This window comes from Gemmobacter denitrificans, from assembly GCF_036964905.1.
GTDB lineage: Bacteria > Pseudomonadota > Alphaproteobacteria > Rhodobacterales > Rhodobacteraceae > Gemmobacter > Gemmobacter denitrificans.
In genome coordinates this window covers 34,726-49,966 of sequence record NZ_JBALHR010000018.1, presented here as the reverse complement: position 1 = coordinate 49,966, position 15,241 = coordinate 34,726, and the positions used below count along the sequence as shown (strand labels likewise).

Below are 15,241 nucleotides of genomic sequence, written 5' to 3'. Positions count from 1 at the left end.
GATGAACCTTGTCACCTTCACTGCCACGGGGCAGCAATTCTGGGGCGTGACCGCGCCGGGCGGGGTTCTGGCGCTCAGCCCCGAATTTCCGCAGTGGAAAACCCTGCGCAACGTGATCACCGCCGGGGCCATGGGCGAGGTTCTGGCCGCGGGCGCCGGTCGCGCCGCGAGCCACCCGGATGGCACGTTCACCCATGACATTCCGGTGCCGGACCCGGAAAAGATCATCTGCGTCGGCGTGAACTTTCCCGACCGCAACGCCGAATACAAGGATGGGCAGGACGCACCGCCGAACATGTCCTTGTTCCCGCGCTTTGCCCGCAGCTTTACCGGCGCGGGCCAGCCGCTGATCCGACCGCCCGAAAGCCCGCAACTGGATTACGAAGGCGAAATTGCCATCGTCATCGGCAAGGGCGGTCGCCGGATCGCAGAGGCCCAGGCGCTGAGCCATATCGCCGGGCTGACCCTGTGCAACGAAGGCACGATCCGCGATTGGGTGCGCCATGCGAAATTCAACGTGACGCAGGGCAAGAACTGGGATGCGTCGGGCGCGCTCGGGCCCTGGCTGGTGCCCTATTCCGATCCGTCGCAGATATCCGATGTCGAAATCACCACGCGGGTGAACGGCGAGATGCGCCAGCAGGATCGCACCGGGCGGATGCTGTTCCCGATCGCGCGGCAGATCGCCTATATCTCCACCTTCACCACGCTGGCTCCGGGCGACATCATCGTGACCGGCACACCCACCGGCGCGGGTGCGCGCTTTGATCCGCCGATCTGGCTGCGCCCGGGCGATGTGGTCGAAATCACCGTGCCTGGCATCGGCACCCTGCGCAACGAGGTGGCCGACGAATGACCCCGGATCAGATCGAGGCCGCCGCCGAAGCGCTGTTTCAGGCCGAACAGACCGGCCGCCAATGTGGGCTCTTGTCGCTGCAATACACATCCATGACGCTGGATGACGCCTATGCCGTGCAGGCGGCGCTGGTTGCGCGCAAGGGCAGACGGCGCATCGGATGGAAGATCGGGCTGACCAGCCGCGCCATGCAGCAGGCGCTGAACATCACCACCCCGGATTCGGGGGTACTGCTGGAAGATATGCTCTTTGCCGATGGGGCAACGATCCCGCCCGGGCGATTCATCCAGCCGCGGATCGAGGCCGAAATCGCATTTGTGATGAAGGCCCCGCTGCAGGGCATGGGCGTGACGCGGGCCGATGTTCTGGCAGCCACCGACCATGTCGCCCCCAGTCTTGAAATCCTGGATACCCGCATCTTGCGCGTCGATCCGGCCACGGGGCGGGCGCGGGTCATTCAGGATACGGTCAGCGACAATGCCGCCAATGCAGGCCTTGTGCTGGGCCCGCAGCGCCACGCCGTCGATGCCTTTGATCTGCGCTGGATCGGGGCGATTGTGGCCCGTGACGGGGTGGTCGAGGAAACCGGTCTGGGTGCCGGGGTGCTGAATGATCCGGTGACCGGAATCCTCTGGCTTGTGCATCGGCTGGCCGCGTATGGTCAGGGCATCGCGGCGGGCGAAATCCTGCTGTCGGGCAGCTTCATCCGCCCGATCGAGGCCCCGCCCGGCAGCCGCTTTGACGCCGATTTCGGCCCCTTCGGCCGCGTAACCCTGAATTTCTGAGGTCCGATATGCCCGCGCCCCTGAACATCCTGAAGCAACGCCTGTCCGGGGATGAGGTTCTGCATGGCATCTGGCTGGGCCTTGCCGATCCCTACACCGCCGAAATCGCGGCCACGGCAGGGTTCGACTGGCTGCTGATCGACGGGGAACATGCGCCGAATGATATTCCGTCGCTGTCGGCACAACTGGCGGTGATTGATGGCCGGGGCCCCGCGCCGGTGATCCGTCTGCCCGATGACGACCCGGTCAAGATCAAGCAGGCGCTGGATATCGGCGCGCAAAGCCTGCTGATCCCGATGGTGGACAGTGCCGAACAGGCCGAACGCATTTATCGCGCCACCCGCTATGCGCCCGAGGGATTTCGCGGTGTCGGGTCCAGCCTTGCGCGGGCCTCGCGCTTTGGGGCGATCCCCGATTACCTGACCACGGCAAATGATCAGATCTGCCTGATTCTGCAGGTGGAAAGCGTGAAGGGGCTTGCCGCGCTGGATGCCATCCTGGCCCTGCCGGGGGTGGATGGCGTGTTCATCGGCCCGGCCGATCTGGCCGCCGACATGGGCCATCTGGGACATGCGGCACATCCCGACGTGCGGGCGGCGGTGTTCGATGCGCTGACCCGTATCCGCGCGTCGGGCAAGGCAGCCGGGGTGCTGGCCACCGAAGCCGGCTTCATCGCCGAATGTCGCAAGGCGGGGGCAAATTTCCTTGGGGTGGGGATTGATGTCACCATCCTGTCGGGCGCGTTGCGGGCATTGGCGGCGCAGATGCGGGGCTGACAGGCCCCGCATCCGGCCAGGGGGTCAGAACAGAAAATCCTCGGCCCCAAGCGTGGTGGCACCGCTGACCGTGAACCGGAAATCGGCCTGCCCGTCGCCATCCAGATCACCCAGAACCCGCAGCCCGCCCGCAAAGGCCACGGCCCGCAATTCGCCCGCATCCCCCGAAAAGGCCGCATCACCCACAAAGGTGAAGGCCTGATTGCCGCGCAGGCTGCTGTCGGCATCGATCTGCGTCAGCACGATCCGGTCGCCCTGCGCCGCTGTGAAATCGGTGATCCGGTCTCCCGCCGCCGCCTTGGCCGAGGTGAAGATGAACCGGTCGGCACCGCCACCGCCCGTCAGCACATCCGCGCCCAGCCCGCCCGTCAGCCGGTCAGCCCCCGCATCGCCCGACAGGTGATCCTTGCCCCCGCCGCCTGTCAGCACATCGGCACCGGAACCGCCCAACAGCCGATCAGCCCCGGCACCGCCCGCCAGCGTATCGCGCCCTGCGCCCCCCTGCACCGTATCGGCAAAGCCGGTTCCGCTGTAGCGGTCATTGCCGCTGCTGCCGGTCACATCATGCCCTTCGGCAAACAGATGCCTCAGGATCGGATCAGGGTCCGCCGCCGTGCCGTTCAGCCCGCCGCCCATCAGACCCGACACGATGTCATGCACCGCGCCCTTTTCACCCGCCGGGTTCACGATGTTCAGCCCTTCGATGGTGATCCAGTCCTGCTGAGCGGTCAGCAACCCGCCATCCAGCGCCAGGTCTTCGGCCGCCGCATCCCAGCCCGCACCAAGGGTTGCCAGCCGGATCGTCTGGATTGTGCCGCTGACCGAATGGTTTGAGAAGGTGTACAGGAAATCCTGACCTTCCAGCATCACGACACGGGTTTCCGCCTCAGTCCCGGCTGTGGGCGTATCCAGATGCAGGATCTGGGTGGTTTCCGTGCTGCCCGTGGGTTCCAGAAACCAGGGCATTTCAAACGGGGTGAACCCGTCGAAATAGCTTTCCAGCCCGGCGTTGAAATCCACGCCGGCCCCGGTGGTCGGATCGGCAGTCAGGGTGATCTTCAGGGTCATGTCGGTCTCCTTCCTGCGGTCAGAATCGCAGGGACAACTGGGCTTCAGCGTTGAACCCTGGCGCAGGCTGGAGTTCGAGATGCGGGGTATAGGTCTCGTCGAACAGGTTGTTCAGCGAGAGTGTGAATTCTGCAGACCGGCCAACATCCTGCGTCAGAAACAGATCAAGTGTCTTCCAGTTGCCGGATTGAAAATCACCGCTGGTCTTGGCCCCGACCATGGTCAGCCGCGCGCCGATTTCGCGCGCGTGATCGGCGCTGCGCCAGCCGCCGGTCAGAACCAGCCGGTCGGGGGCCACGCGGCTCAACTCGGCCCCGGTGGCGAGATCGGTGCCGTTCAGATGCTGGCCGGTCAAGGTGGCGAACAGCCGGTCGCTGTCATAGCGCGCCTCCAGTTCCACACCCTCGATGCGGACATGGCCGATGTTCTGATATTGCATATAACCATTGAACACACCGCCCACCCGCGTCATGCCGATGTAATCGCGCACATCATTGCGGAACGCGGTTGCCGTGATTGTCAGGCTGTCATCGGCGGCAAAGGCCCCTTCCACCGCGTAACGCAGCCCGATTTCGGCAGAACGCGCCTTTTCGGGCCGCAGGTTCGGATTGGGCCGCACATCGAAATCGGCCGGTTCGGGGTGCTGGCCATTCACCAGCGCCTCGTTCAGCGAGGGCGGGCGATGGCCAAAACCGGCCGCTGCCAGCAGGGTAAACCGATCCGACAGCGGCAATTCCAGCGCCAGACGGGGCGCCACAACCGCACCCGAACCGCCGCCATCGGGGCTGCTCACCCGGAATTGCCCCAAGGCCAGACTGGCGGTTACCGTCGCGCGCTCCAGTTCCAGCCGATCCGCGACCGACAGCGACCAGAGCGTCCGGGTTCCGCCTGCCGTCAGGCTGCGCCCGCCTGCATCTTCGGGGGTGACCACATCGCGAAAGGCTTCAACGCCCAGCGTCAGATCATGCAGAAGCCCGAAGGCCTCGGCCATATGGCTAGCCTGCAAACGCAATCCGGTGGTTTCGGTCGTATAGCTGCGCGTTGCGCCGGTGGGCAGCAGGGTCGTCGGATCAAGGCTGGCCTGTGCCAGCCGCGTCGTGCTGCGATACAGCGTGGCTTCCATCGGCCAATCGCCCGCATCGCGGCGATAATCCAGCGCCAGATTGCGGGTGATCAGGTCGGTATCGCGCGGTGTGCCGGCCGAACGGCCGGTGATGTAGTCCCGGTCCTGACGCCCGGCCGAGAGCTGCAACCTGCCAGCCTCGTCGCCCAGATCCCAGCCGATCCGGGCCAGACCGCTGCGGCCCAGTTGACCCGCATGGACGTTCTCCCCGTTCCCTGCCCTGTAGGTTTGCTCCGTTTCGAACCGGGTCCCGGCCAGCATCAGATCAAGCCCGTTCTCCCATTGCCAGGCCCAGGCGGCATGCAGGCTGGGCGCGGCTGACAGGGTGCCACCGCGCAGGCGCAACTCGCCCCCCTGCGGCGCATCGTCCTGCAGCAGATCCTCGGCGCTGACCATGCGCAGCGCCACGGCCCCGGCAATCGCCCCCGCCGCCTGACCGGGGCCGCGCGTTACCGTCACCTCGCGCAGCATGTCGGGGTCCAGTGTGAAAGACCCATTGGCTCCATGGCCCGAACGGGCAAAGTTCTGCCGCATCCCATCGACCGTGACGGCAACCCGGCCATGATCCTGCAGGCCGCGGATATTGATGGCTGTTTCGGGTTCGGCCAGCGTGCCCCCCTGCGTGGTGACCCCCGCGACCTCGCGCAACTGCCGGTCCAGCCCTGCCCCGGCAGATGGGCCTTCGGGGGTCAGGCGGGTCTGACCCGGCGCTGCGGCCAACACCCGCGTCAACAGGATCGGGTCAAACTCAACCACACCTTCCTGCGCGGCAATCGGCTGGGCGACAAGGGTCGTGGCGGTCAGGAACGGGATCAGGGTCTGGCGCATCAGGCAGGCTCCGCTCGGGATCGGGGCAGCCCGGTGCAGGCTGCCCCATGGGATCGGTGTGTCAGAACAGGAACAGATCGTCAGTCAGATCGGCTGCCGCGACGCCGTTCAGCGCGATGGTGATCTGACCCAGCACCAGATCGACGCCGGTTTCCGTTTCGGTGACAGTCAGATCGGCCAAGCCATCGGCCCCAAGCGCAGTCAGATCCAGCAGGTCTTGCGTCACATCGAAATCGGTCACGGTATCTGTGCCACGCGCGGTGGAGAAGACGAAGACATCGGCCCCGCTGCCCCCGGTCAGCACATCCGCGCCACCGCCGCCGACCAGAGTATCCGCCCCGGCACCGCCGCGCAGATCATCGGCCCCCTTGTAGCCGCGCAAGATGTCGGCGCCGTGCCCTCCCAGCAGCAGGTCATCCCCGGCCATGCCGTGCAGGCGATCCGCCCCTGCGCCACCCAGCAGAACGTCATCCGCCGCATAGCCGCGCACCGTATCGGCACCGGCTGACCCGGTGAATTCGATCGCATAGCCCGAAATCAGATCATAGATCGCCGCCGCATCCATGGTGCGCAGTGCGGTGTACAGGGCATGCACCTTGTTCACGGCAACATCGCTGCCCGCGCCCGGCGCAGCCGAAAGACCAAAGCCTTCGATCACCAGCCCTTCATCCAGCCCGGCAATCAGGCCTTCGTCCCCGGTCCCCTGCGTTCCGGTGGTGGCATCGGTCCAGGTGCCGAAGGTCAGGCTGTCGATGCTGCCCGAAATGCCATGGCCAAAGCTGGCCCCGTTGTGGATGAAGTCATAGGCCAGATCTTCGCCACCAATCAGCGCGACACTGTCGGTCTGCACATTTCCGCCGTCACCGGCTTCTGAATAGCGGGCCAGAACCTGATCGCCGTTCATGTAATAGGTGCCGCCAAAGGCAGAGTCAGGATCTCCGCCCCAGAAGGTCATGGAGGCCGCCGCAAAACCCGACAGGGCCGTGGCGATATGGGTTTGCAGATTGATGCCCGAAAGGGCCGACGCATCGATGGAAAGCGTTTGGGTCATGCTGGAGTCCAGTCAGTCACAGGGCGGCTTGGCCGCGGGAAATGCCCGCTCGGGGCAAGGTTCTCATGCTGACTGGCGGAAGGGCGGGCGCATGTCGTAGGGTGGAATTAAGATTTCTGACAAAATCTGTCAACTGGATTCGGAATTTCATAACCTGCCATCTGCGGCAGAAGAAACAGCCCTTCTGCCGGGGCGCGGCCCAGTCGGAGGGGGCAGGCATAGGCCGCGCTCAGCGCGGTATCGGTCAACACTTGCGCCGCAGGGCCCTGCTGTGCACCTGCAGGCGACAGAAGCAGCACATGATCGGCAAACATCGCCGTCAGGTTCAGGTCATGCAGCACGGCGATCACGCCGCCGCCCCGGTCGGCAAAGCTGCGGGCAAGCCGCATCACCTGCAATTGCTGCCCGATATCCAGACTGGCCACAGGTTCATCCAGCATGAGCCAATGCGACCCCGAAGGGCCAACCGGCTGCCAGACCTGCGCCAGTGCGCGGGCCAGTTGCACCCGCGCCTGTTCGCCCCCCGACAGGGTGGATACGACGCGCGGGCCGAAACCCGGCAGGCCAACAGCCTGCAAGGCAGCCTCGGTCAGGCCGGGCGTGGTGGCACTCAACCCGGCTTCCGCCCCCATTCGCACCACCTCGGCCACGGTAAAGGCAAAGGCCAGCCGCACCGACTGTGGCATCACCGCCCGCATCGCGGCCATCCGCGCGGGCGGGGTGCCCCGCACGGGCAAGCCGTTCAGCGTGACCGTGCCGCCCATGTCCAGCTCGCCCGTCAGCGACCGCAACAGAGTGGTCTTGCCCGCGCCATTCGGGCCGACGATCGCCGTCACTTGCCCGGGTCGGGCGCTGACCTGCAGATCACGGACCAGGCTGCGCGGACCATGGCGCAAATGCAGACCCCGGGCTTCAAGCATCGCCCAGCCCCGCCCGGCGCAACAAGACCCAGAGGAAAACCGGCGCCCCCAGACAGGCGGTGACAATGCCGATGGGCAGTTCGGCGGGCAGCACCGCGATCCGCGCCAGCACATCGGCCAGCGTCAGCACCGCCGCCCCCAGCACCGCCGCCCGTGGCAGCAGAGGTCGGTGATCAGGGCCGGATACCAGCCGCAGCAGATGTGGCACGATGATGCCGACAAACCCGATGGCACCGGCCATGGCCACCGCGCCGCCCGTGGCCAGCGCCACTGCCAGCACTGCCTGACGCTTCAGCCGGTCCACCGCGATCCCCATATGCAGGGCAGCCGCCTCGCCCAGGGCCATGGCGTTCAAGCCCTGCCCCAAACGCGGCGCCAGCAGCACGACCGGCAGGATCAACGGCGCGACCAGCGCGATCCGGTCCCACCCGATGCCTGACAGCGATCCAAGGTTCCAGAAGGTGATATCGCGCAGTTGCGCATCATCCGCTGCCTGCACCAGAAGCCCGGTCAGCGCCCCGGCCAGCGCAGTCAGCGCAATCCCGGCCAGAAGCATGGTGGCAATGGACACCTGCCCGCCCCGGCGCGACAGGGCCGACAGGATCAGCACCACGGCCCAACCGCCCAGAAAGGCCGCGACCGGCACCAGATGCGTGCCCAGTACCGCGCCCACAGCGATGGGCAGCGACCCGCCCAGAACGATGGCGGCGACCGCCCCCAGCCCGGCCCCCATCGTGACCCCCACCACCGACGGATCGGCCAGCGGGTTGCGAAACAATCCCTGCATCACCGCGCCCGACACTGCCAGCCCCGCCCCGACCAGCATCCCCGCCAGCAGGCGCGGCAGGCGGATGCCGGTCAGTACCACCCAATCGCGCAGCGCGATCTCGCGCCCGGCCAGCAGATCGGCCAGCATGTTGTGCAGCGAAACGCCCGAAGGGCCGACTGTCAGCGCCAGAAGCGCCGCCGCCACCAGCACAAGCCACAGCACAAACGTCAGCCCGGGCAGCGGCACAGCGCGGGCGGGGGGGGACAGCGCAACCATCTCAGCCCCCGGAAAGCGCGGCCTGCAGATCGGCCAAGGCATCCGGCAGGCGGGGGCCAAAGCCCAAAAGCCGCAGGCCATCCATCTGCAACAGCGCGCCGTTTTGCGCGGCGGGCGATCCGGCAAAGGCAGGCAGCGACAGCACCTCCGCCGCCGGGCGATCCATCATCAAGACGACATCGGGCGCGGCGGCTTGCACGGCCTCGTCGCTGACGGGTTTGTAGCCCTCAAAGCCCTGCAGCGCATTTTCCGCCCCGGCCATGGTGATCACTGCATCGGCTGCCGTGCCCTGCCCCGCCGCCATGATCCGCCCCCCCTGCAAGGACAGCACGAACATCGCCCGCTTTCGCGGGGCGGGCAGGGCCTGTGCCTTGGCCTCCGTCTCTGCCAGCCGGGCCGAAACTTCATGGGCCAGCCTTGCCGCCTCGGCCTCGCGCCCCAAGGCCGCGCCAACGGTGGTGATGCGGGCCGCAACCCCATCTGCCGACCAGTCTTGCGGCAGGGTCACATAGCCCAGCCCCGTGGCCTGCAACTGCGCCACCACCTCGGGCGGGCCTGCATCGGCCTCGGCGATCATCAGATCGGGCGACAGCGACAGCACGCCTTCTGCCGACAATTGCCGCAGATAGCCCACATCCGGCAAGGCCAGCACCGATGGGGGATAGCCAGAGGTGGTATCGCGCCCGACCAGCCGGTCGCCCGCGCCCAGGGCCACCACGATTTCCGTCACCGTGCCGCCCAGACCGATGACCCGGGCCGCAGCATCGCTGCTGCCCTCGGCCCCCGCCGGGCCAGCCAGCACAATGGCCAGCAGCGCCGCGCGGATCATTCTGCCGCCTCGGCCATGAGTCCGGCCAGACCCCGCGCCATAGCGTTCCATTCGTCCACGCCTTCGGGGCTTTCTTCGCTGGCACGCTTGGGGAACATCTGCAGGATCAATTCCCCCGCGGCATCAAAGGCCTCGATCGACACGGCAGGGCCGCGACGCGTGGGCTTTTCCACCAGCCAGACCTCGGCAATGTGATCGCTGCGCAGATGCAGATTGAAGCGTGGGTCCAGCACGTTGATCCATGTCCCCATCGGCACGATCTTCTGCACCGGGCCGGAATGTATCTGGATGCAGCCCCGATTGCCGACAAAGATCATGATCGGAAAGCCACCCTCGGCCGAAAGCTCCAGCGCCCGTGTCACGGCATCCAGCTCCAGCATCCGCGCATGGGGTGCCCCGGCCAGCCGATAGGCGCCCAACCGGTTGGCCTTGTGTTTCTTCACCAGCCCAAAGAACTGATGCGTGTCGGTCATCCGGTCCCAATCGGCCAGCAGGGCGTCGCGCCGCGCCGGATCGGCCTTGGCCCCTTCGGGGGCGGGGGCGGGGCTGGTGGGTTCTTCCTGCGCCTGATCGTCCAGCCGCAAATCGGCCACCAGCGCGTCAAACGCCGCGACATCGCTTTCGGGTTTCAGGACGACCTTGTGAACCGCCTCGCCATGAGCATCAAAGACCTGCAGGCTGCACTTCACGGTATCGCCATCGGGTTCGGCCACGGCAAAGGCGCTGTGCCAATGCGCCGGGAAGATGCGCAGGTCGATTTCTTCGCCCAGCACCATGCCCACGGTTTCCGATCCCTTGAACCCGTCATAGACCCCGCGCCGTTCATGGACGGCCGATGCGTTGCGCGTCAGCGCCATCACATCGCCCAGAGCGGCAAGGCGGGGCACCAGCACCAGCGGGCGCGCATCGATACGGGTGACATGCAGCCCGGTATAGGCCGCCACCAGCGCGGCTTCGGTCAGGCCATGGGCCTGTGCGAAATCGCGGGCGCGGGATTGCGGATATTCGGCCCGAAGGGCCCTGATCTGGGAGGGGGTCATGGTGGCCAACCTTTGCCAATGCGTTGAAGCGATGGCGCCTGACTGGCTGGACACGACGAAGGGAGGGGTGTCCGGGCTGGCGGCGATCCGACCGCGCCTGAAGGCGGGGCGGTTACGAAGCCATAGCGACAGATTGGACTGTCGCACAAGAGGGTGAGCCCGAGGTTTCGCTATTCCTGAGCGAAAAAATCACCCATTTGCATGGTGGGCCATGTTTCGGATCGTCGGATGTTGGCAACCAGAGCACGGATTTGGGGCCGCCGACGGGTCTTCCCTTGTAGGCGGACCCGGATCGCAACACGCGCGACCAGCTCACACGCCCGACAGATCAATGCAGGCCGGGCTGTACCTGTTCAGCCGGAACGATCCGCTGGATCGGCCAGCCCGCCCGGCGCGGCAGATCCGGCACCAAGCGGAGCAGCGTTTCTTCGCGGGCCTTCAGGCGCAGCATTTCAGCACGGATCAGCGCAAGTTCTTCGGCGGGGGTCAAGTCGGGCATCGCGTCCTCCTTTCGACCTTCTCAGTCTCAGCCGAAAAAGGTTGACGTTTCGTGAACCTGCCCTGTGCCAAGGCCTTTCGCCGCATCAACGCAGCAATTTTTCGGGCCGTTTCGATGATCCGACACGCGCAATGCAACCGGTCCATTTCGTACGACCGGCACGATCAACCCAAGGCACCTTCACCCCGCAGCCGCAGATTCTTTCTGGCCTGATCGCGCCAGGCCCCCGGGGGCAGGCCGGTCCAGCCCAGAAAGGCACGGTGAAAGGCGCTTGGCTCGCTATAGCCCAACTCGGCTGCCACCCCTGCCACGCTTAGCGGTGAACCCGCCAACAAATCCTGCGCGCGGGTCAGTCGCAGCCGGTCACGGATGGCGGCAAAGCTTTGCCCTTCGGCCTTGAGCCTTCGGCGCAGCGTGGCCGGGGCCAGACCCAGCTCTGCCGCCAGCGCCTCGGGGCCCGGCCAATCCGCCATGGGCAGGCTGCGCAGCCGCGCCGTTACCCGCGCCGCCAGACCATGATACTGCCGGTAGCCCAACAGAAAATTGGCCGGGGCACCGCGCAGGAACCCGGCCAGGGCCGCCTCATCCCGCACGACAGGCAGCGCCAGATAGCGCGCGTCAAAGCGCAGCCGGCTGACCGGTTGACCAAATTGCACCGGCGCACCGAAGAACTGCCCGTATTCGCTGCGGTTTTCCGGGGCGGCGCAGGCGAAATCCACGCGGATCAAGGGGATGCGCCGCCCGACCAGCCAACAGGCCAGGCCCATCAGCACCAACCAGTAGGTGCGATAGGCAAAGGCCGGGCGCAGCGGCCCGGCATCGCGCAGCACGATCTCGGCCTCGCCCCCCACGACCCGCAACTCGCCCGCCGGATCATCCAGCACCACCCGCAGAAAACTGACAGCCCGGCGCAAGGCCCGATCCAACCGCCCGGCAGGCAGCGCGGCCTGCGCCATCAGCACAAAGCTTCCCGGGCGCATGGGGCGGGCGGCAAGGCCAAAGAACTCGTCCTGCATCGCCGCCGCCATCGCCCGCCACATCTGCCCATAGACCAGATGCCCGACCGCCTGCCCCGACGCGATGCCCAAACCCGCCAGCAGCGGCGCGGGATCATGCCCCGCCGCTTTCAGGCAATCCGCCGCATCGGTCACAAAGCCCGGCGCGATCATCCGGCGTTCCATGGCATATCCTTGCAAATCCGATCACGCATGCTGCGCAGTATCGTCATTGTTTGCAATAGGGGCCACGTTATCCTGCCGCAGTCTTGCAGGGAGGGGCGCATGGACCTGTCGAACCACGTTTTTCTGGTCACCGGGGGCGGATCGGGGCTTGGGGCCGCAGTGGCCCGCATGGCAACCGGCGCAGGCGCGCGGGTCATGCTTCTGGATGTGAATGCAGATGCCGGGCAAGCCATGGCCGCAGAGCTGGGCGAACAGGCGCGCTTCACCCGGTGCGATGTGACCAGCGCCAGCGAAGGTCAGGCCGCCATCGCCGCCACGCTTGCCAGCTTTGGTCGGATAGATGTCGCAGTGAACTGTGCCGGCGTGGCCCCGGGCGAAAAGATCCTGGGCCGTGACGGCGCGCATGATCTGGACCGCTTTGCCCGCGCTGTCAGCATCAACCTGATCGGCACCTTCAACATCCTGCGTCTGGCGTCCGAAGCCATGGCCCGGCAGGCGGCAGATGCCAGCGGCCAGCGTGGGGTGATTGTCAACACCGCATCCATCGCCGCGTTTGATGGCCAGATCGGACAGGCAGCCTATGCCGCTTCAAAAGGCGGGGTTGCATCGCTGACCCTGCCCGCCGCCCGCGAACTGGCCCGCCACGGGATTCGCGTGGTCACTATCGCGCCGGGCATCTTTGCCACGCCGATGATGGCGGGGCTGCCGCAGGATGTGCAGGACAGCCTTGGCGCCTCGGTCCCCTTTCCGCCGCGTCTGGGGCAGCCAGCCGAATATGCGGCGCTGGTGCGCCATATCGTTGAAAACCAGATGCTGAACGGCGAGGTCATCCGGCTGGATGGCGCGCTGCGCATGGCCCCCCGGTAAAGGATGCCCATATGAAAGACCCTATCGTCATCACCGGCATGGCCCGCACCCCGATGGGTGGGTTTCAGGGCGATCTGGCCCCGCTGACGGCCTCCGAACTGGGGGCCGTGGCAATTGCCGAGGCATTGGCCCGCTCTGCCCTGCCGTCTGACGCGGTGGAAGAGGTCATCATGGGCTGTGTGCTGCCCGCAGGGCAGGGGCAGGCCCCCGCCCGTCAGGCGGCGCTGAAGGCGGGCCTGCCGCTTTCGGCAGGCTGCACCACCATCAACAAGATGTGCGGATCGGGGATGAAGGCCGCCATGCTGGCCTATGACCTGATCCTGGCCGGGGCGGCAGACATCATGGTCGCGGGTGGCATGGAAAGCATGTCGAACGCCCCCTATCTGCTGCCCAAGGCGCGCGGCGGCTATCGCATGGGGCACGGGCAGGTGCTGGACCACATGTTTCTGGATGGTCTGGAAGATGCCTATGACAAGGGCCGCCTGATGGGCACCTTTGCCGAAGATTGCGCCCAAAGCTATGCTTTCAGCCGCGAAGCCCAGGATGCCTATGCGCTGCAATCGCTGGCACGGGCGCAGGGGGCTATCGCCAATGGCCATTTCGCGGGCGAAATTGCCCCGGTTACCCTGACCACCGCGCGTTCCACCACCCGCATCGCGGTGGATGAACAGCCCGGCAAGGCGCGGCCCGACAAGATCCCCGGCCTGAAACCGGCTTTCCGCAAGGATGGAACGGTCACGGCGGCCAATTCATCCTCGATCTCGGACGGGGCGGCGGCGCTGGTGCTGATGCGCCAGTCGCAGGCCGAGGCGCGTGGGCTGACCCCGCTGGCGCGGATCATCGGACATGCCACCCATGCAGCCGAGCCGAACCTGTTTCCCACCGCCCCGATCGGCGCGATGCGCAAACTGGCCGACAAGACTGGCTGGGCGCTGAAGGACATCGACCTGTTCGAAATCAACGAGGCCTTTGCCGTTGTCGCCATGGCCGCCATGCGCGATCTGGACCTGCCGCAGGACAAGGTGAATGTGCATGGCGGGGCCTGTGCGCTTGGCCATCCCATCGGCGCGTCGGGCGCGCGGATCATGGTCACGCTGCTGGCCGCGCTGCACAGCTATGGGCTGGCGCGGGGCATGGCGTCGCTGTGCATTGGCGGGGGCGAGGCCACGGCCATCGCCATCGAACGGGTGCTGTGATGATCCTGACCGAAGAGCAGCAGCTGATCCGCGATACGGTGCGCGCCTTTGCGCAGGATCGGCTGGCCCCCGGCGCGGCAGACCGGGATCGCGAGGCCCGCTTTCCACGCGCAGAACTGGCCGAACTGGGCGCGCTTGGCTTCATGGGGATGGTGGTGCCCGATGACTATGGCGGCGCGGGCATCGGTGCGGTGGCCTATGCGCTGGCGCTGGAAGAAATCGCCGCCGCCGATGGCGCGGCATCGACCATCGTATCGGTCCATTCCTCGGTCGGATGTGCGCCGATCCTGCGCTTTGGCACAGAAGATCAGAAGCGCCGCTTCCTGCCCCGCATGGCGGCGGGCGAGTGGATCGGGGCCTTCGCACTGACCGAACCGCAGGCCGGATCGGATGCCTCGGCGCTGCGTACAAGGGCGGTGCGCGATGGCGATCACTATGTGATCACCGGGGCCAAGCAGTTCATCACCTCGGGCCAGAACGCGGCGGTGGTGATCGTCTTTGCGGTTACCGATCCCGCAGCGGGCAAGAAGGGCATTTCGGCCTTCATCGTGCCGACCGATACGCCGGGCTATACCGTGGTATCGGTGGAGCGCAAGCTGGGCCAGCATTCGTCTGACACCTGTGCCCTGTCGTTCAACGACATGCGGATTCCGGTCGAAAACCGTCTGGGGGCCGAAGGTGATGGTTACCGCATCGCCTTGGCCAATCTGGAAGGCGGGCGGATCGGCATTGCGGCGCAATCTGTCGGCATGGCCCGCGCGGCGCTGGAAACCGCCACCGCCTATGCCAAGGACCGTATCGCCTTTGGCCAGCCGATCATGCAGCATCAGGCGGTGGCCTTCCGGCTGGCCGATATGGCCACCCGGCTTGAGGCTGCACGACAGTTGGTGCTGCATGCCGCCAGCCTGCGCGAGGCGGGCCAACCCTGCCTGACCGAAGCATCCATGGCCAAGCTTTTCGCCTCGGAAACTGCGGAACAGGTGTGTTCGGCTGCAATCCAGACGCTGGGTGGCTATGGTTATCTGGCGGATTATCCGCTGGAACGGATTTATCGCGACGTGCGGGTCTGTCAGATTTACGAAGGCACCACCGATATCCAGAAACTGGTGATCGCCCGCGCGCTCTAGGCTGGACAGCGAGGCTGCATTGCGCTTCGCTGCCCCCAACCACCCCGGAG

15 protein-coding genes are annotated in these 15,241 nt (G+C 66.4%); 6 read left to right on the top strand and 9 right to left on the bottom strand.

Annotated elements, in window-relative coordinates; genetic code table 11:
* The first annotated feature begins 1 nt into the window (after position 1).
* Genes V6590_RS18795 through V6590_RS18785 form a run of 3 tightly spaced genes read left to right on the top strand, consistent with a single transcriptional unit; the run spans position 2 to position 2,417 of the window.
* Positions 2-856 carry a fumarylacetoacetate hydrolase family protein gene (locus tag V6590_RS18795; protein WP_335425237.1) on the top strand — a complete coding sequence of 285 codons (855 nt, stop codon included), beginning with the start codon at positions 2-4 and terminating at the stop codon, positions 854-856.
* Positions 853-1,641, top strand: a complete 789-nt coding sequence (gene hpaH / locus V6590_RS18790) for a 2-oxo-hept-4-ene-1,7-dioate hydratase (RefSeq protein ID WP_335425236.1) — start codon at positions 853-855, stop codon at positions 1,639-1,641. Before V6590_RS18795 ends, hpaH begins: the two co-directional genes overlap by 4 nt.
* An 8-nt stretch (positions 1,642-1,649) precedes the next feature.
* Positions 1,650-2,417, top strand: a complete 768-nt coding sequence (locus tag V6590_RS18785) for an aldolase/citrate lyase family protein (protein ID WP_335425234.1) — start codon at positions 1,650-1,652, stop codon at positions 2,415-2,417.
* Positions 2,418-2,441: 24 nt separating this feature from the next.
* On the opposite strand, the gene V6590_RS18780 is transcribed toward V6590_RS18785, so the two are convergent.
* The 9 genes from V6590_RS18780 to V6590_RS18740 form a co-directional block, all read right to left on the bottom strand.
* Entirely contained in the window at positions 2,442-3,485 is a 1,044-nt protein-coding gene (locus V6590_RS18780) for a calcium-binding protein (protein ID WP_335425233.1), read from the bottom strand.
* A gap of 19 nt (positions 3,486-3,504) precedes the next feature.
* Positions 3,505-5,436 carry a TonB-dependent receptor domain-containing protein gene (locus V6590_RS18775; protein WP_335425232.1) on the bottom strand — a complete coding sequence of 644 codons (1,932 nt, stop codon included), beginning with the start codon at positions 5,434-5,436 and terminating at the stop codon, positions 3,505-3,507.
* A 61-nt stretch (positions 5,437-5,497) separates the two neighbouring features.
* A complete protein-coding gene (locus tag V6590_RS18770) occupies positions 5,498-6,487 on the bottom strand; it encodes a calcium-binding protein (RefSeq protein ID WP_335425231.1) in 990 nt (329 codons plus the stop codon).
* A 107-nt stretch (positions 6,488-6,594) separates the two neighbouring features.
* Positions 6,595-7,407, bottom strand: coding sequence for a heme ABC transporter ATP-binding protein (locus V6590_RS18765; protein ID WP_335425230.1), 813 nt, complete (start codon positions 7,405-7,407; stop codon positions 6,595-6,597).
* Positions 7,400-8,452 carry a FecCD family ABC transporter permease gene (locus tag V6590_RS18760; RefSeq protein ID WP_335425229.1) on the bottom strand — a complete coding sequence of 351 codons (1,053 nt, stop codon included), beginning with the start codon at positions 8,450-8,452 and terminating at the stop codon, positions 7,400-7,402. Before V6590_RS18760 ends, V6590_RS18765 begins: the two co-directional genes overlap by 8 nt.
* Before the next feature lies 1 nt (position 8,453).
* Entirely contained in the window at positions 8,454-9,281 is an 828-nt protein-coding gene (locus V6590_RS18755; RefSeq protein WP_335425228.1) for a heme/hemin ABC transporter substrate-binding protein, read from the bottom strand.
* Positions 9,278-10,321, bottom strand: coding sequence for a hemin-degrading factor (locus V6590_RS18750; RefSeq protein WP_335425227.1), 1,044 nt, complete (start codon positions 10,319-10,321; stop codon positions 9,278-9,280). The genes V6590_RS18755 and V6590_RS18750 overlap by 4 nt, the downstream gene beginning before the upstream one ends.
* A gap of 328 nt (positions 10,322-10,649) precedes the next feature.
* Positions 10,650-10,820, bottom strand: a complete 171-nt coding sequence (locus tag V6590_RS18745) for a hypothetical protein (protein WP_335425226.1) — start codon at positions 10,818-10,820, stop codon at positions 10,650-10,652.
* A 164-nt stretch (positions 10,821-10,984) separates the two neighbouring features.
* Positions 10,985-12,001: an AraC family transcriptional regulator gene (locus V6590_RS18740; protein ID WP_335425225.1), complete on the bottom strand. Its 1,017-nt coding sequence runs from the start codon at positions 11,999-12,001 to the stop codon at positions 10,985-10,987.
* Between the two features lie 99 nt (positions 12,002-12,100).
* On the opposite strand from V6590_RS18740, the gene V6590_RS18735 reads away from it, so the two are divergent.
* The 3 genes from V6590_RS18735 to V6590_RS18725 are packed head-to-tail and all read left to right on the top strand — an operon-like array spanning position 12,101 to position 15,191.
* Positions 12,101-12,868, top strand: coding sequence for a 3-hydroxyacyl-CoA dehydrogenase (locus V6590_RS18735; protein ID WP_335425224.1), 768 nt, complete (start codon positions 12,101-12,103; stop codon positions 12,866-12,868).
* Positions 12,869-12,879: 11 nt separating this feature from the next.
* Entirely contained in the window at positions 12,880-14,064 is a 1,185-nt protein-coding gene (locus tag V6590_RS18730) for an acetyl-CoA C-acyltransferase (protein WP_335425223.1), read from the top strand.
* Positions 14,064-15,191 (top strand): acyl-CoA dehydrogenase family protein, encoded by a 1,128-nt coding sequence (locus V6590_RS18725; protein WP_335425222.1) that lies wholly within the window; start codon positions 14,064-14,066, stop codon positions 15,189-15,191. The genes V6590_RS18730 and V6590_RS18725 overlap by 1 nt, the downstream gene beginning before the upstream one ends.
* Positions 15,192-15,241: the final 50 nt, after the last annotated feature.